Here is a 23,836-nt window from a genome sequence, read left to right as displayed (position 1 = left end):
TGTCCTCACGCCACCCGGTTGCCGTCGCTGCCGAAATAGAGGCAATGCGCGGGTTCCATGAAAAATTCCTGCACCTCGCCGACCTCGAACGGGTAGACGCCGGCGGAGAGCGAGACCCAGTTGTCGTCGCCGAAACTGAAGTGTGCGCTGCTCTCCGAGCCGCTCAACTCAGTGACCAGAACTTTCCCGGTCAGCCGGACATTCGCGGCCTCCGTGCGCCGGGGCAGAACCCGGTTCGGGCGGATCGCGACGGTATAGGGGCCATCCGGAAGGGCGGCCGCCGCTCCATCGAGTGGCCAGCGCGCCTGATCGCCGAGCACGGCTTCCGCGCCCTGCTTTGTGATCTGGCCAATGTTGATCGGCGGGTCGGAGAACACGTCCGCCGAGGTCACGTTGGCGGGGTCCCTGTAGATCTTGGCGGTGGGTCCGAACTGCGTGACGCGTCCGTCATGCATCAGCGCGGTCATGCCACCCAGCAGAAGGGCCTCCTCCGGTTCCGAGGTCGCGTAAACCACGACCGCGCCACGGCCCGCAAAAAGCTCGGGCAACTGGTCGCGCAGTTCTTCGCGCAGCTTGTAGTCGAGGTTGGCAAGCGGCTCGTCGAGGAAGACCGCGCGGCTTTCCTTTGCAATTGCGCGGGCCAGCGCGGTCCGCTGCTGCTGGCCACCGGACAGCTCGTGGGGGCGGCGATGCAGCATCGGCCGCAGTTGCAGGATGTCCGCCGCTTCCTCCACGCGCCCTTGGATCTCCGATTTCGCCATCCCGGCCACTTTCAGCGGCGAGGCGATATTGTCGAAAACCGTCATGTGCGGGTAGTTGATGAAGAACTGGTGCACGAGGCTGATATTGCGTTTCTGCGTGTTCAGCTTCGAGACATCTTCACCATCCATCAGGATCTGTCCGGAGGCGAGCGGGTCGAGCCCGGCCATCAGCTTGATCAGCGAGGTCTTCCCCGCGCCCGTTTCGCCGAGCAGGACGTTGAAATGGCCGGTTTCAAGCGTCAGGTTCGTCTCCTTGATATGGAGGTTTGCACCGACGCGCTTGGTCACGTTTCTGAGGTCTAGTGTCATTTTGTCCATGCCCGTCCAGCGTCGGGCCCGTGCCCGCACGGCGCAGGATGTTGAGGGGAGGGTGGGCGGCTGCCTGCCGCGTGAACAGGCGTCCGTCGGGATGCCCGGGCCGGCCGGCTGGCGGCCCGGGCAGGTGTCAGGTCACTGGGAGGCCCAGCGTGCGACCAGCTCGTCGTAGTTCACGGTCTCGCCTTGCGGCTTCTCGTTGTCGAGCTTTGCCTTGGGGCCGTCGGGCTTGCCGAGCCACTCAGAGGGATCCATCTCCTCGTTGAGCCGCGGGCCACAGCCGCCATAGACATCGGCCTGCTCATCGGCGGCCTGCATCCGGGCCATCACCTGGTCCATCTCGCCGGCGAGGCGATCCATGGCTTCCTGCGGCGTGAAGGCGCCCGAGTTCACGTCACCGATCTGCTGCCACCAGAGCTGCGCGAGCTTGGGATAGTCCGGCACGTTGATGCCGGTGGGCGACCATGCCACACGGTCGGGCGAGCGATAGAACTCGACCAGCCCGCCCAGCTTCGGCGCACGCTCGGTGAAGCTCTCATGCCGGACCGAGCTGTCACGGATGAAGGTCAGACCGACGTGGGACTTCTTCACATCCACGGTCTTGGAGACCACGAACTGGGCATAGAGCCAGGCCGCCTTGGCGCGGTCCTCGGGGGTGGAGTTCAGGATCGTCCAGGACCCCACGTCCTGATAGCCGACCTTCTGGCCTTCTTCCCAGTAGGGGCCGTGCGGCGAGGGAGCCATCCGCCAGAGCGGCGTGCCCTCGTCATCCACCGTGTTGTTGCCCGCGGATTTCGGCGCGACCATGTCGGCGGTGAAGGCGGTGTACCAGAAGATCTGCTGGGCGACGTTGCCCTGGCTGAGGGCGGGCAGCGACTGGTAGAAGTCGTAGGATGCTGCGCCCGGCGGGGCATAGGCACGCAGCCACTCGTCCCACTTGCGGATCGCATAGACCGCGGCCGGACCGTTGGTGGCGCCACCGCGCGACACAGACGCACCGGCCGGGTTGCAGGAGCCGGCTTCCATGCGGATGCCCCATTCGTCGATCGGCACGCCGTTCGGCTCGCCCTTGGACCCGGCACCGGCCATCGAGAGCCAGGCGTCGGTCATCCGCCAGCCAAGGTCCGGCGCGCGCTTGCCGTAATCCATGTGGCCATAGATCCTGGTGCCGTCGATTTCCTTGACGTCCTCTGAGAAGAACTGTGCGATGTCCTCGTAGGCGGACCAGTTCACCGGCACGCCGAGATCGTAGCCGTACTTTTCCTTGAACGCCGCTTGCAGGTCTTCGCGGTCGAACCAGTCCTTGCGGAACCAGTACAGGTTCGCGAATTGCTGGTCGGGCAGCTGGTAGAGGTCGCCATCCGGGCCGGTGGTGAACTGGATGCCCATGAAGTCATCGAGGTCCAGCCCCGGGTTGGTCACGTCGGCGCCTGCGCCAGCCATCCAGTCGGTCAGGTTGTAGGCGAGTTGCAGACGCGAATGGGTGCCGATCAGGTCGGAATCGTTGACATAGGCGTCATAGAGGTTCCGCTTGGTCTGCATCTGGGTCTGCACCGCCTGTACGACCTCGCCTTCGCCGAGGATCTGGTGGTTGACCTTGATGCCAGTAATTTCCTCGAAGGCCTTGGTCAGCACTTCGGATTCGTAGGAGTGGGTCGGAATCCCCTCCGACAACACGTTGATTTCCATGCCGCTGAAGGGCTCGGCAGCAGAGATGAACCACTTCATCTCCTCCAGTTGCTCTTCCTTGCTGAGGACGGACGGCTGGAACTCCTCGTCGATCCATTTCTGGGCCGCCATCTCGTCGGCATAGGCCGATTGCATGGCCACGATGGCTGGGAACGCTACGGCTCCCAACAGGTATTTGCGCATCCTGGTCTCCTCCCTGTTGAACGCATTTCCGGTCGTTGCCGGTGTGCAAATCATGCTCATACGAACATGTGATCTGTCAAACTATAATCTTAGTAATTGACGTGAAGATGCTTAATATATTGAAAATAAATAACTAATAGAATTCTGAACTTTGTTCGATTGACGAAATTCGAACTTGAAGTGAAACTCTCGCTGAGCGGTCGTGCGGCCGGTGTGCAATCCAAAGCGGTGTGAGGCCCCATGTCCGGAACTGACAGGCAACAAGCGATTCTCGATCTTCTGCGGGCGGAGACCTCGGTCGAGACAGAGGACCTGGCCCGCCGGTTCGACGTGACCCCACAGACCATCCGGCGCGACATGGCAGTCCTGGTCGAACGCGGCCTGGCTGTCCGGACCCACGGGGGGGCACAACGCAGGGCCTCGACATCAACGCTCGCCTACGAGGATCGCCGGTTGCGGCATGCACGCGAGAAGGAAGCCATCGGCCGGGTCGTCGCCGACATGATCCCGGATGGCAGCTCGATCATGCTCAACATCGGTTCCACGACCGAACAGGTTGCCCAGGCATTGAGCAACCACAAGGATCTGCTGGTCATCACCAACAATATCAACGTCGTGCACATCCTGAGGATGTCGGAGATCGCCTCGCTCAAGATCGCGGGCGGCAGCGTTCGGCCCTCCGACGGCGCGATTATCGGTGGCGATGCCGTTGCCTTCATGGACCGGCACAAGGCGGATTTCGCCGTGATCGGGTGTTCCTCTCTGGATGCAGACGGGGCGATCCTCGACTTTGATGAACGCGAGGTCGCCGTTGCCCGCGCGATCCTGCGCAATGCGCGACAGAAAATCCTTGTCGTCGACCGCTCCAAGTTCGACGTCGATGCATCGGTCCGGATTTGCAGCCTCGGGGAGCTTGATGTCGTTGTGACCGACGGACCGTTGCCGGAGAGCTTCTTGCAAGCGGCCGAAGCCGCCCAGACCCGCGTGATCTGCACGAGTGATCCCAACCACACGCCTGTGTAAGGGTAGGGGGGCCGTGTGTCACATCGGTTCGACGGACGTCGGATGCGCCGGGTGTGAAACTGCATTGAGGAGGGAATGGAGCGGGCGGCGCGCTCCAAGGGCTTCCGGTAAAGCCAACAAAACTCAAATAATTCAATTAGTTGAATCGAATCACCTCTGCCGTGTGTTGCGTGTTTGTTCGGTTCTCCCGACAATGGCTTCGCCCAACCAACACGTTTCGAGTACAGGCTTCAAATGGCGCTGTGCCGTCTCGCACTGGTGCGCTTTTGGGTGGGTACGCAACTCTTGACAGGACGCCGGGGCGAGCGGACTGTCTCAAAGAGATTGAGCAGCGAGGACCGAATGTCCGAAAGAACCAAGAAGTTTTCAGACGATCTGAAACGTTTGATCGTGGAAGGCAACGAACTCCTCAACTCAATCCAGTATGAATGCTACCCGGATACGGTTTCCGAGCAGATCTATAAGGCAGTCGACAATGACGAAGAGAAAGCCGAGAAGATTTTGAAAGATTTTCCATCTTTCAGGGATGACTATCAGAAATGGTACTCTGAGGCGCAAGCCGTCATCAAACAAGTTTTGCCGGACCGATTGTCAGACTTCATCTCATACTATGAGTATCCTCGCGTTCGAAAGAAAATTGACTTTCAGAACTACATGATAAGGGACTATTTACAGGGCCTTCAAATCACTAGTGGCTATGAAAAAAGGTCGTTGCTGACGGCTCCGCTGCCATTCCAGAATTCAAGCAGCAACTAAACTTGGTTAAAGCCGCCAAGGATACGCTTGAGTCGACCCTTCTGGACCTTTCAGCGGTTTTGCAAGCCGACCTGTTCGACACTGAAATCGAAACCGCCGGAGCTTTGGCCAAGGCTGGCTACCTGCGAGCCGCTGGCGCCATCTGCGGTGTTGTAATCGAAAAACACCTGAATCATGTTCGTGGAACTCATGGCCTCAAAATCGCGAAGAAGAACCCGGGCATCTCGGACCTTGCCCAGTTGCTGCGCAAATCCAATGTCATCACGCTGGCTCAGGAACGTTTCATTCAGAGCCTCGCTGACACCAGAAATATCTGTAGCCACGCCAAGGGACGGGAGCCCACCAAAGACGAGATCTCGGAACTCGTTGACGGTTCAGCCAAGGTCCTGAAAACCGTTTTCTGATCCGAGTCTCAACGAACTCTGCGCGTTTCACCTTGGGCGCCTGCATCCCCGTGCAAGGGTTCTCACTACCACGGGGTATGATCAAAAAACGTCCACTCTATTGAGTCAAAGGCCGTTGCGGGAAGCGTTGCGGGAAACAGTCGATTTTGCGACAGGTCGATTAATTTACTGGTTATTTTCAATGAGTTAAAGAGAAAACTGGAGCGGGCGGCGGGAATCGAACCCGCGTCATTAGCTTGGAAGGCTAAGGTCTTACCACTACACAACGCCCGCGCAGTGTTGGTGGTGAATATTTCACTGATTTTCTGCCGTCAAGCACGAACTCCCGGAGATTTCACCAGCACCAAGAAAGATACCCTATGCTGCTTGGCGAGACCCTTGGTTTGGGCAGTCGATAACACCTCAGAATCATGCCAATTCGGCGGATCTCCGACCTTCACTGGGCTAGAACCAAGGTCGGGCATGCGAACGGAGCCTCCCGATACTGATGCGCGAGATATGCCTCCAACCGGCGGCCGAGACGCGATGATCGGCGCGGCACAGCAGCAGGATTTCCCAAAGACGGCATCGAACTCGGCCATTCGGGCCGGACCCCATTCCGGCCGTTCGCCGCGGAAGCGGCAGAAGTCTTTCATGCGGGACGTCCCGGACTCGTACAGCTGCAGCGAGTGTGATTGCTGAAATCTGTGACGAGTTTTCGCGACTGCGGCGGTGCCACTTTGCCAGCGCAGCGATTTTCCCCGGACCGGTCATTCGCGGGCGCCATCAACCGCGGAATCCGTTGCTGTCATTCGCTGCGCCGGTACCGAACTGGGAGGATGCGGACGAAGCCGCCGTTGCGCGCCTATAGACGAAGGTCGGCTTTGGGCTGGCGCGTCCGGATAATCCCAGAAAGAAGCACGACAAGTACAGCCAACGTTGTGATGACGGATTTGACGATCGTGGCTGTGCTGGCGGCATTGACCAGAGGAACTGAAATACTTGGCCAGCTCCAAATCATGGCAACGATACCAAGGTTCTCGATGTAATCGAACAGAGCACTGCTAGCGGAAAGGGCGATACCGAAGCGGACGAGCATGCTGCCTGATATCCGTTGCCCGATCCAGAGAAGTGTGGCGATCAGCGTCAAAGCGAGCGCGGCCGGATATAACGTATCCAGAAGTATCTGGTAGCTAAGATAGTACGCACGCCCCTCGGCACCAAGCGCCTCAAGAAGCGTCGCGGCGTCTGCAGGGCTATAGCCTATGGGACGCATATCGAACGGGACGTACCCCGAGACTGCCTCAATGTGGGCGAGCGTAACTTTTATCATCAGCAGATAGATTGATGCACCGATCACCCCGCAGCCGATCGCGATAACTCCGATGTGCCGGGACAGAATTCCGTTCGTCATTTCGCAACCTCCTTGAACTGTGTCACTCATGGCCCCAGACGAAGACACCCGCATTATCATTTGATAAGGCTTGCCAAGATGGATTTACGGACCTTTCTCAAGCAGTCACCTGACTTGTCAGATATGGCCTTCGCAGACGAATTCGCGTCTCGCTGGAGATCAAAGAGGTTGCACAAAGGGGCGTACCTCTCCCGACAAGAGCAACCCGAAACAGACGAGTTCATTCTCTTGGAAGGATGCCTGGCCAGCAGCATTTGTGACCAGGAAGGCAGGGAAGTCTGCGTTGGCTTTTTCATGGGCCCCTGTGTTGTCACGCCAAATATCGCGCGAACGCGGGATGGTGTGTCTCTCGTGTCCATTGCGGCAACGACTGATGCTACGCTTGCTTGGATTGACAGTGAGCTGCTTTCAGGCCTGATGCTCTCATCCGAGTCCATCCGAAATTGGGCCAATGCAGTTCTTCAAGACGCATTGAGCAAGAAGGCTGAACGCGAATGGTGCCTCGCGGCGCTTGGAGGTGCTGAGCGGCTCAGTTGGTTTCGCCAATCATTCCCCGGATATGAAGACATCTTCACTCATTCGTTGATTGCTTCCTTTTTGGGAGTCACGCCGGTCACAATGAGCCGTTTGCGTGCCTTCGATCGAAATAGATAGGAAGCGGACCCTAGATCGTGGCGCAACACCCGGCACATTGGGCTCAGAGCGGCCTGACGCAGTGCAGCGGGAAGAGTTTGAAGGGGGTTCCGGAAGCAGCCGTTACCGGAATACGGCTCCTCGATCCTTTTCAGTAGTGTGGCCCGACGCCCCGCCATTCGACAGTCGAAAGCGGTTGCCCGACGATCGAGGACGCAACGACGGCACCGAGCCCTTATTTACCGCTTCTGCGCACTGTTCGAACTGGTAGTATGCCGACACTGCGGTCATCCGACAATTGGACTCAGATGGCCGAGTTGACCCCAAGGCGGATTGATAGAAATCGCTTCCTTCGCTCCAGCAGCGAACTGATCGCCCGCTCCGATCCGCGAGCCAAGCTGCGCTGCAGCCAAGAAAGCGGCCGTTCGTCTTAGGCGCAGCGAGGATCGGGCGGTCTATGACCGAGTTGCGGACAAAGCACGCCCTCGGGAAGCGGCGTATCCGGCACTCTGATCTACAGTGAACTCAGAAAGTCCCTGAGCTCGGCATTCATCGTTTCCGGACTCTCCAGAAACGGCAAATGGGCCATGCCGGAAAGGGAACGGAAATCGGAATTGGGGAGGCGGTCGGCCAGGCCTCTAGCCAGGTCCTGCATGTAAGGGAAGTCAAGGTCGCCACAGTACAGCCGGACTGGCGCCGTAATCTCCTGTACCCGATCCCAGGCGCTATCCGGCTTCCGTTCCAAGGTCAGTTCCGAGTGTTCAAGCGCCTTGCCATTCATCTCGGTGAACAACTCACGGGCCGCCCTCCCGGTGCGACCGGTTTCTGACCTCGGGCCATCAAGCCAAGCCTTCACTTCCAGTTCGTTGATCCGTTCCAAGTCCTCGACTTCGTAGGCCAGGTCTATGGCATCATCTAGCTTTTTCAGGTCGGGCGGCAGGTCCGGCTGGGGCATTCCGCTTACCACCGGCGCTACGAGGAATAGCCCTGTAACGAAGTCTGGGTGTCTGAGCGCGAAGTCGATTGCAATGCGTCCACCCTGGGAACAACCAATCAGCACGGCCGCATCAATTCTGCAGGCCTCAACCACCTTCTCTAGGTCATCAATTTGGGCAAACGGCTCGTCCGGCGTGGTTGTCAGCCCAAACCCCCTTCGGTCATAGGAAATGACCCTAGCCATGTCTGAAAGCTCGGCGTGCTGCGCCGTGTACATCCTCTGGTCCGCGACACCTGCGTGCAGGCACAGCAGAGCATGACCCGCGCCGCTCTGGCGTACGAACAAACGCGCCCCGCCAGAGGGGAGACTGCAAGTTTTGTCGTGTGACATCTTGTTGTGACTATCATGCCCGCAACCAAGGCCGAACACCTTTTTTGAAGGGCTTGTTCCGGGCTCGGTGCCGTCGCTTTGGGCCTGTTCGACGAGCCATCGCTTTCAACCGTAGACGATCCGTTGGTCGGGCTAACTGATTGAAGACCTAGAATAGCCTGGACTGCGCCAAAGTCTGCTCTCGGAGCGCAGTCCAAGCCGGTAGCTCTGCGATTCCGCAAGGCGGCTTCAAGCCCACTCCGGACCTTTTGGGGGGTACGTCGCTCGAGAGCTATGCGTCCCTTGCACGCGGGCAATTAGGCCGAAACCGCGTTTTGCTGTAAGGTGTCTGTCTGACGTTGGGGGGCGATTTATGTCCGATCTACATATCGATTCCAGTAACTCGATCTTCTTCCTTCACACGCTGCCAACACGCGAAGGCGCACCGACTTTCGTGTTTGTGAATGCCCTGACGGGCTCGACGGACCATTGGGAAGCAGCGGTCGCGCCAAGCTTGCGCAAGCGCGGCTTCGGGACGCTCAGCTACAACTATCGGGGGCAGGACAAGTCCCCCTTCGCTCAGGGAACGGAACTGACGAATTCTCTGATCGTCGACGACCTGGTCCGCCTTCTCCGCGAGATCAGCCCCCGCACTCCGATCCTGACAGGATTGTCCATCGGCGGGCTCTACGCATCGCAAGCATACGCCAAAGGTGCCGCTGCCAGTGGCATTGTCCTTCTCAACACTCTGCGGGAAATCAACCCGCGCATTGCATGGATCAACGACGCGCTTCCGCACTACGTGGCGACCGGTGGCGCCGGCTTGTTCATGGGGCTGATGATGCCGCTTCTGACCAACCCGGACTTTGCCTCTGGCATACGGCAAAACTACCTGAGCGGACCTTACACGCCGTTGGATCGGGATCATGGCCACGCGAATCTGATGCGAAATTCGGTCGACACGCGCTGGGATTTCGACTGGTCTTCTCTGAACCTCCCCGTGCTTTCGATTACCGGATTGCATGACAGAGTGTTCCGAGACCCCGAGGTTATCGATCGTCTGTTCTCTCTGCTGCCGGACGCCCGTCGCGAAGACTGGGACAACGCCGGTCACCTGTTGCCGCTTGAACGACCGGAGCAGCTTGCCGAAAGCCTCGCGAAGTTTGCAGCGGAGATCGAGCAGCCATGAATATCCCCGCCCGCTGGGCCTATCTTGCTGTATTTGTCGGGGTTTGCGGGCATGCGAGCTCGGAATTCTTCGCGAAACTAACCGGTGTGGCCGGTCCGGAAGTTTCAGTCTGGCGATACCTCATAGGCGCCGCGGGGCTGCTCGTTTGGTCACTCTCTCGCAAAGACACGCGCGACCTTGCGACACCGCTTCGGGAGGAGTGGCGGATGCTGATACCGCTGTCTCTGCTTGGGGTCTCACTTGCCTATCTGCTCTTTCACTGGTCGCTGGATTTCGCGAGCGTGATTCAGGTGGCCACACTGGTTACGACCATCCCGATCTTCGTCGGACTGATCAATCTGGCGGTTAACCGTACGCCGATTTCCACGGCCAAGATCATCACAGGCGTTCTGGCTGTGGTGGGCATCGCGGCATTGCTCACGGACGGGTATCTGGACGTTCTGTCCGCTGGCGGCGCGTCGCTCTGGGGCGTTCTGATGGCGATACTCTGTGCGGCGCTCGTTGCGGGCTATTCGGTTCTCGCCAAACCCCTCATGGTCCGGCACGGTGGAATGCGGATTACAACCCTCGCGATTTCCATTGGCGCCATTGGGCTGTGGGTCGGCGTTGGCATCTTCTGGGGGAAATGGGTGAACCCGATTTCGCTTGCGGAGAAGCCATCTGTCGCAATCTGGTCTCTAGTTATCCTGGGGTTATGGAATACGACGATTACCCAATTGCTGTGGCTTGGAGGGCTGGCCTCGGCTTCCGATATGACGCGCGCCTCCTATCTGTTTTTCCTTAAGCCGGTGATTGCCGCCGGCCTGGCGATCGTCTTCCTGGGGGACAGTCCGACGTGGTTGCAGCTTGCTGCGATCGTCGTCGTGTCGGGATCGGTGTTCTTCGAGGTTCTTTGGCCGCAACGGCGTATTGCTGCGAATCCGAAGTGAGGTGGAGGAGGCCGAAACTGGCAATGTCCGTTTCGCCCCGCAACTCGGTCGTATTGCCTGCAATCTTCGCTGCGGACGGCGTGAACGTCCGGTCCCGGCACTGCGCCGCAGTTCGCCAGGAGCCGCCGCAAGATGCTGCATGCGCGAACTGGACCGAAAGCCGGAGTCCGCTGAGGGCACTTTCCAGTCAATCGCTGCGTTCGGCCTGAATGACAGTTCTTCCCGCAAACCGGTCGTTGACCGGGGCGAATTGCCCCAAATCCAAACCGGTCGTCCGCGGCACCGGCGTCGGGTGTCTCAGTTGCGGGACGAAGCGGCCGCTGCCAGAAAGCGGCGAGACGTCTGTTCCCTGCGCATTGCGGTCAGTGGCCGATGTCGAGCGATCGGCCGAGTTGGCGACTTTCTGCCTTTTGCTCGTGCAGCGAAACTTGCGCCCACCAGATCGCCAAGTCCTCAAGTTGGTCGTGGCGCTGCAGCACAGATTCCCGTAAGCGGTCGTTGAACTTGGTCAAAATGGCTCGAGCCCAGACCGCCCATTCGCAGCGGGCGCGACAAACGTCTCACTAGCGGACCAAGCTGCCGTGAATTCTACTAGCGCGATGGACTGCTCTTGACGCAAAGCGGTTTTGCCACGAATGGAAAATGGGCAAATGCATGGGGTGAAGTGTCAAACCTGACCGGCAAAAGATCGTTTGCGGTGGCCTGGTAGCACGAAAAGAACGAATCTTCCGGCAATAAACGGCGTCTGAAGCAACGGATTGTTTGCGCGCTACCCATCGGTCCATCCCAAATCGCGCAACCTGTCCAACACGGCGTCGGCATCTGCCTTGTCGCGGTGGATCCCGTACAACATCGCACCAAGCGGCGCATCTGGCCACGCGCGTTCCAACTCCGTCAGTTTTCGCTTCGCGTCCTGTTCGCGCCCGAGTGCTGCGAATGCCGCCGCTTGATAGGCGAGGGAGGGCGCGCTGAGCGGGTCTCCGGAGGCCGCTGCCGCCGCAAAACCTTCGGAAGCATCGCGATAGTTTCCCAGGTGAAAGCTTGCTGCCGAGAAGATATTTCGATTGACGAAGCGCTGATTGGCTCCAACTCGCGCCTCGCCGCCATTTGCTGCTTCCACGGCCCGTTCGAAATTGCCGGCAAACAGCGCAACCGATCCCAGGATGTCGAGGATCTGTCCATTGTCGGGATCGAGCCTTGCCGAAAGTTCCGCAAGACGCATCGCCTCGTCATAGTCTTTCGCTGCGAAAGTGACCCACGCGAGCGAGGACTGCGTCCAGGCTTGCGTGGGGGCAAGGCGCACGGCCTTGCGGGCTGAGGCCGTTGCCTGAGCGACGAGGGCTTCACGGTTGTCCACGTCGGAGGATAGGATTGCGCGGGTTGCGAGGGCATGCGCAAGCCCTGCATAGCCACCGAAATAGTCGGGATCGAGTTCGATCACCCGTTCAAACACCAAGGAGAGCAACTCCTGACGCGGCGCATCGAAGATTGGGAAAAACATCCGCCGGCCTTGTTCGGCGAGGTGGATTGCCTCAAGTGAGGCGGGTGATTTGTCCATGAGCGCGGTGCGTTCGGCCACCTTCCGGTCGGCAGCAACTTGTGTTGAGAGGTCGAGCGATGCTTCCGAGTTGGCCACATGCTCGACCGGCTGTTCCGGCAGAAGGATCGATTTGATGCCAATACCGACCAAGGTGCCCAGCACGAAGAGGCCAACATAGGCTGGAAACCGTGTCCGCAGACCACTCCACCGTCTGGCTGCGGGTTCCGGAAGAGCCTCAAAACGCGGGCAGTAAGTGCCGGTATCGAGATGCAGCTTCACAGGCGCGTCCGCGCCGTCGGTCGCATAGAAATGCTCCAGCATTTGCCGCAGGCGCCTCGCATCCACACGAACGATGTTCTCGGGGTCCGGGCCATCCTCCGAGGTGCGGCCATAGACATCCTGAGCGATAGTCTTGCCACGAATGGCGTCGCCTCTGCCCGCCGCCTCCTCGTCCACGATGTAGACCAGAAAGTCACGCAGGCGCCCGGCACCTTCGAACACCGGCGATGCGAGGATGCTCTCAAGCGCCGCCTTCCGGTCCTCCGGCGACAATTCGGCCTGCGATCCGATCTCGGTCATCGCGTCGTTGTTCTCCAGCTATTTCAGGCGACTATCACAGTGTTCCGCACCGGAGTCACCATGTGAGTCACGATGACTCCGTTACGTGGCGCCTCTGCGGCCGCAACACTCAACCTGTTCGTTCCGTTCTAATCACATGTCGCGGAGCGGCGGACGGTCGGAGCCCGCAATGGATTGATCGCGTTATCCGAACACTCCTGCGACGGCGGGTTCTTGGGCCGTTCAACGCACCTGGCTCTGGCATTTCGTCCCGCTCCGTCAGGGATGGAAGCAAAGTTCAACCCTGGAGGACCCTAGGATGAAAGACCGAAAGAAAGTGCTCACGCGAACGGCCAGTTTCCTGGCTGGAATCGCGTTTGGAACGTGGCTTGGCGCCCCGCTTCCGGATGACTGGTCAGACACCGCACTTGTCGGCGCAGCCCACGCACAGGAAGCCGGGGAAGAGGTCTCGCCGACGATGGTTCGGGATCGCAAGCGGGACACCTATTATCCGAACACCGAAGACCTTGCCCCCGACGAGATGCGCGTGATTGCCTGCGGCACCGGCATGCCGACGACGCGCGCCGCACAGGCCGCGGCCTGCTTCCTCGTCGAGCTTGGCAACGGAGACAAGTTCCTGTTCGATATTGGTTCGGGCTCGGCGGAGCGGATCTCGTCCTTGCAGATCCCCTACAATTATCTCGACAAGGTGTTCATCGGGCACCTGCACACGGACCATTTCGGTTCGCTGCATGACCTCTTCATTGGCGGCGCATTGATGGGCCGGAACGTCCCGCTCAAGGTATGGGGACCGAGTGGAGCAACGCCCGAACTTGGAACCGCCCACGCCCTCAACGGTATGATGCAGATGTTGACATGGGACATGGCTGGTCGTGCAGGCAACGTGGATTTCCGCGGATACCGCCTTGAGGTCACGGAGTTCGACTACAAGCTTGAGAACGAGGTGATCTACGAAGAAAACGGGGTCACAATCCGCACTTTTCCGGCGATCCATGCAATCGACGGTTCAGTCAGCTATGCGCTTGAATGGAACGACCTGAAGTTCGTGTTCAGTTCTGACACTTATCCCAACAAGTGGTTCATCGAATATGCAAAGGATGCAGATCTGGCCGTCCACGAATGCTTCATCGCCGTGCCCGACCTCGTCAACAAGATGAAGTTCAGCCCGGAATCGGCGCTGCTCGTCGGAACGCAGGTCCACACGGCGCCGGAGGCCTTCGGTAAGGTGATGAGCGAGATCCAGCCCCGGCTGGCCGTGGCCTATCACTTCTTCAATGATTTCGACACCTCGACTGCCGTCTATGACCGGATCCGGCAGACATATGACGGACCGCTCAGTCTCGCCGATGACTACATGGTATGGAACGTGACCAAGGACGAGATTCACGTGCGGATGGCGGTGACGGAAGAGGCAACTTGGGCGCCGCCACTGGGTGCGCCGGCCGAACCGCCCAGCCTGGACGACCGAGTGGCATTCGCAGAGGAGAATGGGCTCGATCAAGACAAGATGGGCTTCTCGGAATTCACTGAAGGCGGCTTCTGGGACGTCGACGATGTTCTGCGCCCGATCTTCGAAGAAGCATCGGAAACACTTGGTCGCGACTTCCCCTATCCGGGCGACGAATAACGCCTCTCAGCCCCGGCGTCGAAAAACGCCGGGGCAAGATCCAGGACTCAAAGGCGATCACCATGTCCCCATTTCTTCGCACAATACTCGTCGCATCGCTGGCCCTCTTGACGAACGGGCCGGCCAGGGCCGATCTTGTCTCGCCCTATGGCGGAGAGACCGCACCGAACTTCGTCGAGATCTCCGTGCTGGACGACCGGGTACGGTTGGCGCTGGAGATCGACCCGGCCGACTATCCCTATTTCGTCGCGCCGGATGAGAATGCAAAGGCATCCCTTGCCGAAAGGACGGGCCGGACAGTTCAGGTCTCAGCCAATGGACAGCCGCTCTCGCCCGTGATCCGCACCGTAGACCTGCGCCCGCGCCAGCCCCGCGCGACTGCCACAACGGTTGCCGTACCGCCGCGCCCGCGCAGCGATGACGTGATCTATGCCGAGATGGAGTTCCCCTTCACCGGACAGCCCGAGAGCATCACCTTCACGCCGCCGCTCGACATGTCGGGAATGCCCGTCGCCTCGCTTGGCCTGCTGGTCGATCACCTCGGCGTACCGGTCACCGACTACAGGTATCTTTCCCGCGCGGAAACTCTGGTGCCGGACTGGGAGGATCCCTGGTTCAGCGCTTTCGAGAACCCCAACCTGACACGCCACCACAAGTCCCCGCTAATGTCTTTCCTGTCGATGGAACCGAGAGAGGTGCGGCACGAGATTATCGTCCGCCTGCGGGACCTCGAAGGCTGGGTCGAGCTCGACCTCGACGCGACCGGTTCCCTCGGGTCTGCGCAGATGGCCGAGGTTGCGCCCAGGGCGGCGGATTTTTTCGAAAGGCGCAATCCCGTCGTCATTGATGGAGAGGCCGTCGTGCCCGTCGATATCCGCGTCTCTCGCATCGCTGTTGGCGCGCAGGGTCTGCGGGTGCTGGAAGACGGCGAGCAGAGCGACCGCGCGACCGCACTCCTTGGCATCGTGCTGGCCTACCCTCGAACAACGCTCGCCAGCGACGTCGAGATGACATGGGACTTGTTCCCGGAGGGGATCGACACGGTGCCCGTCACCCTCACCGATCCCGCCGGCGGCGTCCCGGCCGTGGTCCGCCGCGACGATTCCGTCGTTTCCTGGACCAACCACCTGACATCCTGGACCGATCCCAAACCAGAGAGGGTCACTGTTTCGACCGCAAAGGTCCTTGATCTGCCGGTGCTGGCAGGCGGGTTCATCGTTGCAGCATTTGCCGCAGCCTGGACGGCTTTCCGCAACAAAGGCACTCGGAGAATTGCGGCAGCGACTGTTTGCGTGGCTGGAATGGTCGCGGCAGCCATTTTCGCCCCAAGGACGACCCCGGTTCAATTGCCGGGGCAACCGGGGCCGGATGCTGAGGCGACGCAGCACGTCATGGCCGGTTTGCTGGAGAATGCCGGGACCGCGATGTTGGAAACCCGACCCGATCAGTTCGAACTCGCCCTTGCCCCGTTTGTGAGGCCCGAAAGGGCGAACGACGTCGGCGCCGAGATGCGCCGTGGATTATCCGTTACCCTGCCGTCTGGTGCGTTGGCTCGGACCGATGAGATCGTGGATATCGAAGTGGAACAAGTCACACCGGAATCTGATGGCAACGGCAGCCAGATCCTTGCCACTTGGACAGCCTCGGTAAGCGGCGGTCATTGGGGCCACCTGCACCGCCGACTCGTCACCTATCGCGGGCTCATCGACGTTTCCCGGCAAGCGGACCAGTGGTTCCTGAACGGCCTGACGATACTCAGCGCACAAACCCGGACATGAGGCGACCAATGAAACGGCTACTTACCCTTCTGATTGCCCTTTTGTCGTTCACGGTGAGCGACGTGGCTTGGGCGCATTTCACGCTCAATCTGAACGTGCGGATTTTCCATGTCGTGCATGGGCCGGAGGGGCTGGATATCTACCTTCGCACACCGATGTCATACCTAGTCGCGGACAAACTCGGGCCAGTTGGCGCCGATGGACTGCCCACCCCTGCGCCCTTCACGTCGAACCGGCTCGAAGGCGGGGTGGCCATGCATCTGGTCGATCCGGGCGCGCTTCGTGCAGATCCGCATGGCCTGGGCCTGATCGCGGCGGATGGGCTCCGGATCGAAGCTGGCGGCAGACCGCTTGACGCCGAGGTCGTGTCCGTGCGCGTTCACAGGATTGCCAGCGAGCCGGGCTTTGCAACCCGGGACGAGGCCATGCTGGCATTGGATGGCAGTGCCGTGGTGTCCGCAGATTTGGGCGAAACCTATGTCGGCGACACGGTGGTGGACGTGCACCTGAAAGTTCCGGCGGGCTTGGTGCCTGCCTACAGCATTGCCATGATGACCGACCCAGGTCTTCCGGGGCAGGAGGAAACGGCAAATCTCATCCTCGACTACCGGGGCGACACGACCCGAACCTACAGGGCCACAGGGCTCATGACTGATCCGGTTCTGGTGTCAGACTCGTCCGTTTCGGCGGCATCGACTTTCTTCGTCGAAGGCATTCGCCACATAGTCGAAGGCATCGACCACGTTCTCTTCGTGATTTGCATGGTGATAGGTGCGACGACCCTCGGAGCACTTCTGGCGCGTGTCACGGGGTTCACGATCGGTCACACGGTCACGCTCGTGCTCGGGTTCTTTGGCCTCGCCCCGTCGGCTGCATGGTTCATACCGGCCGTTGAGACGGCCATCGCTCTAAGTATCATATGGGCCGCAGCCGATGCCGTGCTCCAGCGCCCCGGTAGCGCCCGCAACAATCGCAGCGCCGTTGCCGTTACGGCGGCCATCGGGCTACTGCACGGGTTTGGCTTCTCCTTCATGCTGCGAGAGATCCTGCGCGTGGATGCCGACAACGTCTGGCAGAGCCTGCTGGCCTTCAACCTTGGGGTCGAGTTTGGTCAACTCGCCATAGTAGCCCTGATTTGGCCGGCAATTTTGATATTCCGCCGCATGCCGAAGGTGGTTTGGACCGGCACCCGAGGGGCCATCGCCGCATCGGTATCCGTCGTTGCAGCGGTCTGGGCGGTAGAGCGGGCGGCGTTTCTGCTCGGATAGGGAGGCCAGATTGTTGGCCCTTGGATTCCGTCGGCAGAATATACCCGGTTGATCCGATCGGACGAGACGCGAAACCTGTGAGAAAAGTCGCGAAGAAATGGCGAAGCAGGCGGTTGTCGTTGTGCTATCGACCGGCAGGTGTGGGCTCAGTGCCGTCATTCCGGGCTGTTCGACCGGCGCCCGCTTTCAGATGTCGAAGGTTCACTGATCGGGTTAACTGACTGAATATCGAGAATAACCTACACGGTGCCGATGTTCGCTCTCAGAGGGCATTTCAAGCGCAGCGCTCTGCGCTGCCGCAAGTCGGATGTGAGCTCACTGGAGACCTTCGTGGATGAGGCAGCATCAGTAAGAATGGGCGGTATGCAGACATTCGCTGCGAACGCTCCAAACGTCTGGAGATCGAGCGCCAAAAACAACCCCGTCGAGTAGCACCCAAAACATGTATGCAATGCGCAAATATGGCGGCAAATCACAGAACTCGATTTCTGCGGGTTTCCGATACCTCGTTCTCACACTCGAGCTGTTTGCAAAAGAGTGCCGCCGCCCTTTGGAGCAGGCGGCGGGAAAAGGTAGTTGCGGCGCTAGCGTAGTTGATTACGCGGTTCGCTTCGTCACTCAGGCTTCGCGCCAAAGCGGTGCGGTCGAGCAGTGAATACCACTCGCGAAGGCGCCGTAGATGGTCTGATAGGGCGTTTCGATAACCGTGTAGCCACGCCTTTCCAGTTCTTTTACGGTCTTGGGACCACCCTCCGGAACCAGGATGCGTTTATTACCCAGCGGAATCGAGTTCCCAATGCCAGCCTTTAGTTCCTCTTGGGGAATGGTGAAAACTTGCCAGTCCCTGAACTTGTCGGACAGAGGCGTGAACAGCCCGTTTTCCGGCAGGCCGATGAGTCCTTCGTCTACGACCATCATCACGCAGTCGATGTGGTAGGAGAGGTTGCGGTTGAAATAGACCTCTTCGACTGTCCAGCCATAAGCTGCCAGCATCCGCCGAAGGATTTCGCCACCGAACTCGTCACCGGAGGAGCGGCCTTTCGTCCGATCTTTGATGTGCGAGGGATCGGACACGCCGTAGCCGAGGACCAGTGTCTTGTCGCCCATGATCCGGAAATCACCAGCACTCAAGAAGGGGGCCGGCGTCGGAACGTCGCGCGATGGATACGGCGCAGGCATGGTCAACCAGACGGCTTCGGGGTCGTTCTGCATGATCTCATTAACGGCAGCACGGTATTCGAGTTCCAGAGGTCGGCTCGGGGAAGCCTCCCAGGTCGACACCAGGCAATGTCCAACGACTTCGAACGCAGCTTGCATGAAAAGCGAACAGTATTTCTGCCGTCCCCAGCCAGTGCTGTAGTTGATGAGCTCATCTGCGACCTGTCCGCTCTCGTTTCGGATCACATGAACCCCGGCATCGCGAAGGTTCTTGGCCAACATATCCGATTCATGTGCAAAGACCTCGTAGAGCGCCGGATCGGCATCCTTGAGGTTCTGACCCTTGTAGGTGTTCAGGAACTGGAGGAGTTCGGGCGATGCGTTGCCGGCCAGCATGTTCTGGCTTTCCGGCGTGTTCGGGTCGGAGATGTAGAGCGAATGCGGGTGACCCACCATGCAGGCCTTAAGCGGAGCCCACTCGGATTCGACGTAGCAACGGATGCCCTTGGCCTGATCCCGGAAATAGGCATCGCCGGGTCCCTTCTGACTGGCCGTGGCTTGCGGCGCGCTGGCTGCAAGGGCCTTGGGAACGCGTCCCACGGCAGCGCCAACGCTCAGGGCTGCGCCGAGTTTCAGGAGGTTACGCCGGTTCATCAGCGGTGATTTCGTGCGGGAGGTCATTTCTCGTTTCCTTTCGGTTCGTGGCGTTTGGGACGCCGCTTACTGATGAGGAAGAGATAGACGTGGCTTTGAGCCTAAAGGAGTTGGGCGACGGTTTCCAAACGGTTGCCGCCGCGCAGTTGAGCGTTCTGACGGAGACCTTGGAATCGAACTCCGGGGCATATTCGGCGTCTGGAACCAACCCATGTTCTATGGATAAAAATCAATGAGTTAAAAGACGTTGATCTGTCGAACGCGCAACGCGTTGACGCTATCACGCTGTCGCGCGGGTCAAGCCGGTTTGGAGCCGTTGGGCCAGCTTCTCGTGCATCGGAAAAGAGGCCAAGAACTCCAACGGATCGACCTCGGCATCTTTGAATGCTTTCAAGGCTGCCCCGGCTTCTTTCCCGCGTCCCGCCAGACCATGTGAGGCCGTGATCAGCATCCAATCATACAGGCTGTCGCGTGCATCGAGGTTCCGGACCGTGTCCGATGCGGACTCGTACTCACCGGACATTATTGGTCCCATCGTACGCGACACCCTAGTCCAGATCGGTAGAGATGGGTTTTTTTCGCAGGCTTCGTCCAGCAGTCTCATGCCCGTTTCGACCTCTCCAAGCCGCAGGAGCCATGCTCCAATAAGGGCAATCATCAACGTGCCATTTGGATTGGCGGCAAGAGCGCTGCGGATCAGGTGATTGAATCGCTCTTCATCTCCTTGCAAACGGGCGATTACTGCGGCGGCAAACAGCGCTTCCTGGCAGTTCGGTGCGAGAACAATGGCACGTTCCGCCAATGGACGCCCCACGCTAATCAGGCCGTCGGCTCCTCTGTTCCCCATCGAAAACGCATCCAACATTCCTATGACGACGAGGGCGTGGGCCAACCCACTGTTGGGATTTTCGCGCAACGCATCTGAAGCGATGGTCTCGAAAGAGCGATAGCTTTCTCTCCGCGATGTCCGCAACTGGGCATGCAGCGCCAAGACCGCTTCATAGACGTCCGTGTTGGATTGGGCATGCTCCGAAAGGTGCGTGGTTACGTCTTCAGCAACGACGCCATATGCACCCAGAAGGCGGATTGCACAGGTCTGGGCAATGGTTTCCAGATCGCTAAACGGATCGCCATCGAGCAGGTTGGCGCTGAACCGTTCGGACCAAATTACAGTGCGACCGGGCAATCTGGAAAGTGTCACTGAGATTCGCAGATGCCCGGCTGACTCGCGTACATTTCCTGCCAGCGCATAGTGCGAGCCCTCCAACGGATTTTCAGAGCCGCCATCCTTTTCTTGATCCCAATCGGAGACAATCTCGATATGACCGAACCGGGTCAGCTCAAGGGCGATATCCTCAGGAAGTGCCTGACGAAATTGCATTGCCATCTCGCCTTCGGAACCGCCAAAGGGCTGGACATGGATCGAGGGCAATCCTTGGGACGGGATTTCAGGTGGCGACGATTGCGTGGGCGGCCCGTGTTTGAATGAAGGGCGGTATCGTCCTTTCGGGATCGAGATCTCGATTTCGTCATCGACGCCACCAGTCCGGTAATAGGTGCTGATGGCTTTGCGAAGCTTGACCGCTTCGATACGAACAACAGGATCGGTATTGGAGTCAAAGTCTGAGCCTCGGCCAAAAACATCTATTGCGAGGGTCGTGCCTTTGATCAAGTCGCCACGTCCATCAAGTTCTTCATTCACAATATAGGCAAGAAGGCGTTTGGCACGAGGACCTGCATTGAAATCAGGCGATTTCGTCATTCTCTCCAGCTGCCGCTTGATCTGATCAGGCTTCACCTCGTCCGGCACAACTTACCTCTCTGAAACGGCCTCGGTTTCGCTGACGCATCAAGCGTCACAACAGAACTGTCGGACAATCTATTGCCTTGTGCAAGCAGGTGCCATCCGCAAGCGGCGCCTTTAAGACGGCAATGGATCGATGGTATGGACCAGTCCCGCGGCCCCCGTTGCCATTCCGGACAACTTGTCGGCTTCGGCAACTCACCGGCATGTACGGCAGTTTTGTCGATCAGGAGAACTGCAACCGCTCTCTACGGAAAGAAGTAGTTGAACGAGAACTTGAACTGGCTTTCGTTTGCACCGTCCGGCTTTGCGGCCATAGCGTAGCCACCGAGGCTGACGTCGAACGCTCCACCATTGTCAAGCGGCCATGTCTTGCCAAGCGTCAGGCCGACGGGCACGGTCCAGCCCTCGAGGCCCTTCTCCGTGTTCCAGTTATAGGTCACCGAGTTGTTGTACCCGATGTAGGATCCACCGAGGAAATTCTCCAGGTTGTAGAAAACGATGGGTTGGATGGTCGAAACCGAGAAATCGTCTTCCCCCCAAAGATGTCCGAGAATACCGCCATAGGACAGATCTCCGGCAAAGCCGAACCCGACAACTGCAATGCCGGCACCATTTCCGGGCCCGCCAAGTTTGGTGTCTCGGGTCTTCAACGAGAACTGCGGCCCGAAGCCGATCTTGAAGGCACCCGGCTCGGCATGCGGAACCCAGAAGAACTGACCGATCACATCGCCGGCGCCAAGATCCTTGGCGAGGGGGTCATCCGGTTTGCCAAGAAACGGCAAAATGCCCCGAACGATCAGGTTTCCCGCCTCCGTTTCAATTGTCGTGGCGCCCTGAACCTGGAAATTATAGGTGGTGTCTTCGTCATTCGGACCGTAACCGATGGTATTGTCGGAGAAGAGCGCGGTCACCGGTGCGAGCGGGTCCTGAGCGTTTCGCGCTGCCTGACAGGCGGCATCGCAATCATCTTGCGCATGGGCTGAACCACTGAAAATGGTCGCGACCAGGCTGGCAATGGCGACAACCGGGAAGAACTGCTTTGTCATTGTCGTTGGTCTCGCTGTGAGCATACTTTGAGACCGACCTTTGTTCTGACAGTTCGTCAGTGTCTATCCATTTTGTGCAAAATCCTACGGTGTGAACGGTTCGTGATCGTTGATCATGCAAGAGTCAGCCCGCCTGCTCCCCACTTGGGAAGGACTGATGGGCATGCATGAGCAACCATTCTCCAGCCACTTTCTTCAGCAGGAGGGTCAGCGCCATCGGTCCATTGCCCATGGACGCCCCAGCCGGATCAGCCATGTCATATGAACCAGCGCCAACATAGAGCGCCAGATCGTCGGCTAGCATGGTCACGCGCTCGTCCGACATCGCGATCTCGTTCTTCCCCGCCGCGCCGAACGTTTCGCGGTAAAGATCCAGAGTATCTTCCCGTGTCCAGACGACGTGTCCGTCCATGATGTAGAATCCTCCATCATTCGGCAGGGAGCGACCGAAGGAGTTGTCCGTGTCAAGATTGCTGGCAGCGCTCCATAGCGCATCGACTGCGTTTTGAACTTCCGCTTCAGGTGACGTTTCAGCGAATAGCGGCGCTACCAGGAGGCTAAGGGCCATTGGGATCGCCAGACGGAGACTACAACGTGATCTCCGAAGACGATTGCTCACGATTCGGGTGTTCTGTTCAAGTTCAAGCATCTTTCTAGCTTTTCATTAGAGGTGTTGAAGGATGCGCGGCACCTGTGCCTCCAAGTGCCGCGCCGTTGGTATCGCCAGTGATCAGTTCAGGAAATCGGTATATCCGACACCTTCGAGCGTCCCGAAGATCGGCTTCTCGGTGTACTTGACTGTCGTCCAGTCGATCCCGTCCACGTCAACCTTGCGGATCTCTTGGTTGTCATAGGTGCGGAAGTAGTAGTCGGCGTTGCCGGTATCCGCGACGATGCTGTAGCCAACCATCTGCGGCGCGGGGTCGAGCCAGCGCCAGTAGAGCGTGCCACGTGGGATATCGAAGACATTGACCATCGACCAGGCGGTGTTGACCGCATCGAGGTCCGATTTGATGACCGACTGGTCGAGAACATGGTTCAGCGCTGCGGCCTGTTCGAAACGGCCCTGGGACGACTTGTCGAAGCCAGAGAAGGTCTGCTCAGAAATCGTTGCCTGCGCGGTGTCCAGGGTCTCGCCCTGCATGTCGAGCATGGCCATCACGTTACCAAGCTGTTCCTGGTAGATCGGGTCGTTTGTCATCGCGCCCACATGATTCTCGAAGATCTCCGGATAGCCGGATCCGTCTTGCCACTCGACGACGATCCGCCGCTCTGTGTCAGCGATGGAGAAGTGCATGCCGACCTCCACGCCATGGGCAACGGCGATCTTGGTGGTCGACACCTTCGTATTTCTCAGGATCTCGACAGCCTCGTCGACGGATTTGGCATTGGCCAGAACGTGGGCGCCGATGTTCAGGTAATTGATGTGGTTTTCGCCTTCCGGTGCATAGGAGGACGCGGCAAGTGCGTTGCCCTCGACCGACAGGCCGTGTTCGTTCATGCCGGACGACACCCATTCGGTGTCGGCGTGACGCATACCAACATAGCCGATCGGGCCGCTGACACCCTTGAGATCATGGAAACGCGGCGCGATCATGAAGCGCTCGCCGGCCTCGAAGCCCAGTTCCATGGTGCGGCCCTGGATCTGGTTGCCCTGTGGCGTGTCGAAGACGAAGGCAGAGCAGGCATTTGCGGTGATTGCGGTGGAGCTCAGAGCCGCCACGAGAACAGCGCTGACGATTTTTGATTTCCAGGTAAATTTGGTCATTTCTTTTTCCTCATTTCTGGCGGTTGCATC

Annotated in this window: 19 protein-coding genes and 1 tRNA gene; 9 read left to right on the top strand and 11 right to left on the bottom strand. The window is 59.1% G+C overall.

The window, feature by feature from the left end; translation table 11 throughout:
* Positions 1–5: 5 nt before the first annotated feature.
* Positions 6–1,070, bottom strand: a complete 1,065-nt coding sequence (locus tag CLV78_RS05180) for an ABC transporter ATP-binding protein (protein WP_106203780.1) — start codon at positions 1,068–1,070, stop codon at positions 6–8.
* Positions 1,071–1,211: 141 nt separating this feature from the next.
* Positions 1,212–2,948 (bottom strand): ABC transporter substrate-binding protein, encoded by a 1,737-nt coding sequence (locus tag CLV78_RS05175; RefSeq protein WP_106203647.1) that lies wholly within the window; start codon positions 2,946–2,948, stop codon positions 1,212–1,214.
* Positions 2,949–3,188: 240 nt separating this feature from the next.
* Here CLV78_RS05175 and CLV78_RS05170 point away from each other — a divergent pair, with 240 nt between their 5' ends.
* From CLV78_RS05170 to CLV78_RS24245, 3 genes are all read left to right on the top strand, one after another.
* Positions 3,189–3,971 (top strand): DeoR/GlpR family DNA-binding transcription regulator, encoded by a 783-nt coding sequence (locus tag CLV78_RS05170; protein ID WP_106203646.1) that lies wholly within the window; start codon positions 3,189–3,191, stop codon positions 3,969–3,971.
* Between the two features lie 342 nt (positions 3,972–4,313).
* On the top strand, positions 4,314–4,727 hold the full coding sequence (locus CLV78_RS24250; protein WP_211300940.1) for a hypothetical protein: 414 nt from the start codon (positions 4,314–4,316) through the stop codon (positions 4,725–4,727).
* Between the two features lie 2 nt (positions 4,728–4,729).
* Positions 4,730–5,131, top strand: a complete 402-nt coding sequence (locus CLV78_RS24245; RefSeq protein ID WP_211300939.1) for a DUF4145 domain-containing protein — start codon at positions 4,730–4,732, stop codon at positions 5,129–5,131.
* Between the two features lie 199 nt (positions 5,132–5,330).
* Here the strand turns inward: CLV78_RS24245 and CLV78_RS05160 are convergent.
* Positions 5,331–5,404: transfer RNA gene (locus tag CLV78_RS05160), tRNA-Gly, on the bottom strand.
* 571 nt (positions 5,405–5,975) lie between these two features.
* Entirely contained in the window at positions 5,976–6,524 is a 549-nt protein-coding gene (locus tag CLV78_RS05155) for a hypothetical protein (RefSeq protein WP_106203645.1), read from the bottom strand.
* A 78-nt stretch (positions 6,525–6,602) separates the two neighbouring features.
* Here CLV78_RS05155 and CLV78_RS05150 point away from each other — a divergent pair, with 78 nt between their 5' ends.
* Positions 6,603–7,178, top strand: coding sequence for a Crp/Fnr family transcriptional regulator (locus CLV78_RS05150; protein WP_106203644.1), 576 nt, complete (start codon positions 6,603–6,605; stop codon positions 7,176–7,178).
* A 493-nt stretch (positions 7,179–7,671) separates the two neighbouring features.
* Here CLV78_RS05150 and CLV78_RS05145 read toward each other — a convergent pair whose 3' ends face one another.
* Positions 7,672–8,484 carry an alpha/beta fold hydrolase gene (locus CLV78_RS05145; RefSeq protein ID WP_106203643.1) on the bottom strand — a complete coding sequence of 271 codons (813 nt, stop codon included), beginning with the start codon at positions 8,482–8,484 and terminating at the stop codon, positions 7,672–7,674.
* A gap of 352 nt (positions 8,485–8,836) precedes the next feature.
* On the opposite strand from CLV78_RS05145, the gene CLV78_RS05140 reads away from it, so the two are divergent.
* Positions 8,837–9,652 (top strand): alpha/beta fold hydrolase, encoded by an 816-nt coding sequence (locus CLV78_RS05140; protein ID WP_106203642.1) that lies wholly within the window; start codon positions 8,837–8,839, stop codon positions 9,650–9,652.
* Positions 9,649–10,581: a DMT family transporter gene (locus tag CLV78_RS05135; protein WP_106203641.1), complete on the top strand. Its 933-nt coding sequence runs from the start codon at positions 9,649–9,651 to the stop codon at positions 10,579–10,581. The genes CLV78_RS05140 and CLV78_RS05135 overlap by 4 nt, the downstream gene beginning before the upstream one ends.
* Positions 10,582–11,350: 769 nt before the next feature.
* Here CLV78_RS05135 and CLV78_RS05130 read toward each other — a convergent pair.
* Positions 11,351–12,700: a tetratricopeptide repeat protein gene (locus CLV78_RS05130; protein WP_106203640.1), complete on the bottom strand. Its 1,350-nt coding sequence runs from the start codon at positions 12,698–12,700 to the stop codon at positions 11,351–11,353.
* 298 nt (positions 12,701–12,998) lie between these two features.
* Here CLV78_RS05130 and gntH point away from each other — a divergent pair, with 298 nt between their 5' ends.
* The 3 genes from gntH (at position 12,999) to CLV78_RS05115 (ending at position 17,373) form a co-directional block, all read left to right on the top strand.
* Positions 12,999–14,327 (top strand): guanitoxin biosynthesis MBL fold metallo-hydrolase GntH, encoded by a 1,329-nt coding sequence (gene gntH / locus CLV78_RS05125; protein ID WP_106203639.1) that lies wholly within the window; start codon positions 12,999–13,001, stop codon positions 14,325–14,327.
* A gap of 62 nt (positions 14,328–14,389) precedes the next feature.
* A complete protein-coding gene (locus CLV78_RS05120) occupies positions 14,390–16,105 on the top strand; it encodes a hypothetical protein (RefSeq protein ID WP_106203638.1) in 1,716 nt (571 codons plus the stop codon).
* 8 nt (positions 16,106–16,113) lie between these two features.
* Positions 16,114–17,373, top strand: a complete 1,260-nt coding sequence (locus CLV78_RS05115) for a HupE/UreJ family protein (protein WP_158263437.1) — start codon at positions 16,114–16,116, stop codon at positions 17,371–17,373.
* Positions 17,374–17,991: 618 nt separating this feature from the next.
* On the opposite strand, the gene CLV78_RS05110 is transcribed toward CLV78_RS05115, so the two are convergent.
* The 5 genes from CLV78_RS05110 to CLV78_RS05090 all read right to left on the bottom strand — a co-directional run bounded on the left by CLV78_RS05110 (position 17,992) and on the right by CLV78_RS05090 (position 23,806).
* Positions 17,992–19,212: a hypothetical protein gene (locus tag CLV78_RS05110; RefSeq protein WP_106203636.1), complete on the bottom strand. Its 1,221-nt coding sequence runs from the start codon at positions 19,210–19,212 to the stop codon at positions 17,992–17,994.
* Between the two features lie 253 nt (positions 19,213–19,465).
* Positions 19,466–20,995, bottom strand: coding sequence for a hypothetical protein (locus CLV78_RS05105; RefSeq protein ID WP_106203635.1), 1,530 nt, complete (start codon positions 20,993–20,995; stop codon positions 19,466–19,468).
* Positions 20,996–21,237: 242 nt separating this feature from the next.
* Positions 21,238–22,038, bottom strand: coding sequence for a hypothetical protein (locus tag CLV78_RS05100; RefSeq protein WP_106203634.1), 801 nt, complete (start codon positions 22,036–22,038; stop codon positions 21,238–21,240).
* A gap of 124 nt (positions 22,039–22,162) precedes the next feature.
* Positions 22,163–22,606, bottom strand: coding sequence for a nuclear transport factor 2 family protein (locus tag CLV78_RS05095; protein WP_211300938.1), 444 nt, complete (start codon positions 22,604–22,606; stop codon positions 22,163–22,165).
* 162 nt (positions 22,607–22,768) lie between these two features.
* Complete coding sequence (locus CLV78_RS05090) at positions 22,769–23,806, bottom strand: linear amide C-N hydrolase (protein WP_158263436.1); 1,038 nt, start codon at positions 23,804–23,806, stop codon at positions 22,769–22,771.
* Positions 23,807–23,836 lie beyond the last annotated feature (30 nt).

Source organism: Aliiruegeria haliotis (assembly GCF_003003255.1).
Classification (GTDB): Bacteria; Pseudomonadota; Alphaproteobacteria; order Rhodobacterales; family Rhodobacteraceae; genus Tropicimonas; species Tropicimonas haliotis.
Note: the sequence above shows the minus strand (reverse complement) of the source record. Positions and strands in the feature narration are given on the sequence as shown.

Coding starts and splice junctions, on each gene's coding strand:
- CLV78_RS05180 (WP_106203780.1), bottom strand. CDS start 1,070: ATGACACTAGACCTCAGAAACGTGACCAAGCGCGTCGGTGCAAACCTC.
- CLV78_RS05175 (WP_106203647.1), bottom strand. CDS start 2,948: ATGCGCAAATACCTGTTGGGAGCCGTAGCGTTCCCAGCCATCGTGGCC.
- CLV78_RS05170 (WP_106203646.1), top strand. CDS start 3,189: ATGTCCGGAACTGACAGGCAACAAGCGATTCTCGATCTTCTGCGGGCG.
- CLV78_RS24250 (WP_211300940.1), top strand. CDS start 4,314: ATGTCCGAAAGAACCAAGAAGTTTTCAGACGATCTGAAACGTTTGATC.
- CLV78_RS05155 (WP_106203645.1), bottom strand. CDS start 6,524: ATGACGAACGGAATTCTGTCCCGGCACATCGGAGTTATCGCGATCGGC.
- CLV78_RS05150 (WP_106203644.1), top strand. CDS start 6,603: ATGGATTTACGGACCTTTCTCAAGCAGTCACCTGACTTGTCAGATATG.
- CLV78_RS05145 (WP_106203643.1), bottom strand. CDS start 8,484: ATGTCACACGACAAAACTTGCAGTCTCCCCTCTGGCGGGGCGCGTTTG.
- CLV78_RS05140 (WP_106203642.1), top strand. CDS start 8,837: ATGTCCGATCTACATATCGATTCCAGTAACTCGATCTTCTTCCTTCAC.
- CLV78_RS05135 (WP_106203641.1), top strand. CDS start 9,649: ATGAATATCCCCGCCCGCTGGGCCTATCTTGCTGTATTTGTCGGGGTT.
- CLV78_RS05130 (WP_106203640.1), bottom strand. CDS start 12,700: ATGACCGAGATCGGATCGCAGGCCGAATTGTCGCCGGAGGACCGGAAG.
- gntH (WP_106203639.1), top strand. CDS start 12,999: ATGAAAGACCGAAAGAAAGTGCTCACGCGAACGGCCAGTTTCCTGGCT.
- CLV78_RS05120 (WP_106203638.1), top strand. CDS start 14,390: ATGTCCCCATTTCTTCGCACAATACTCGTCGCATCGCTGGCCCTCTTG.
- CLV78_RS05115 (WP_158263437.1), top strand. CDS start 16,114: ATGAAACGGCTACTTACCCTTCTGATTGCCCTTTTGTCGTTCACGGTG.
- CLV78_RS05110 (WP_106203636.1), bottom strand. CDS start 19,212: ATGACCTCCCGCACGAAATCACCGCTGATGAACCGGCGTAACCTCCTG.
- CLV78_RS05100 (WP_106203634.1), bottom strand. CDS start 22,038: ATGACAAAGCAGTTCTTCCCGGTTGTCGCCATTGCCAGCCTGGTCGCG.
- CLV78_RS05095 (WP_211300938.1), bottom strand. CDS start 22,606: ATGGCCCTTAGCCTCCTGGTAGCGCCGCTATTCGCTGAAACGTCACCT.
- CLV78_RS05090 (WP_158263436.1), bottom strand. CDS start 23,806: ATGACCAAATTTACCTGGAAATCAAAAATCGTCAGCGCTGTTCTCGTG.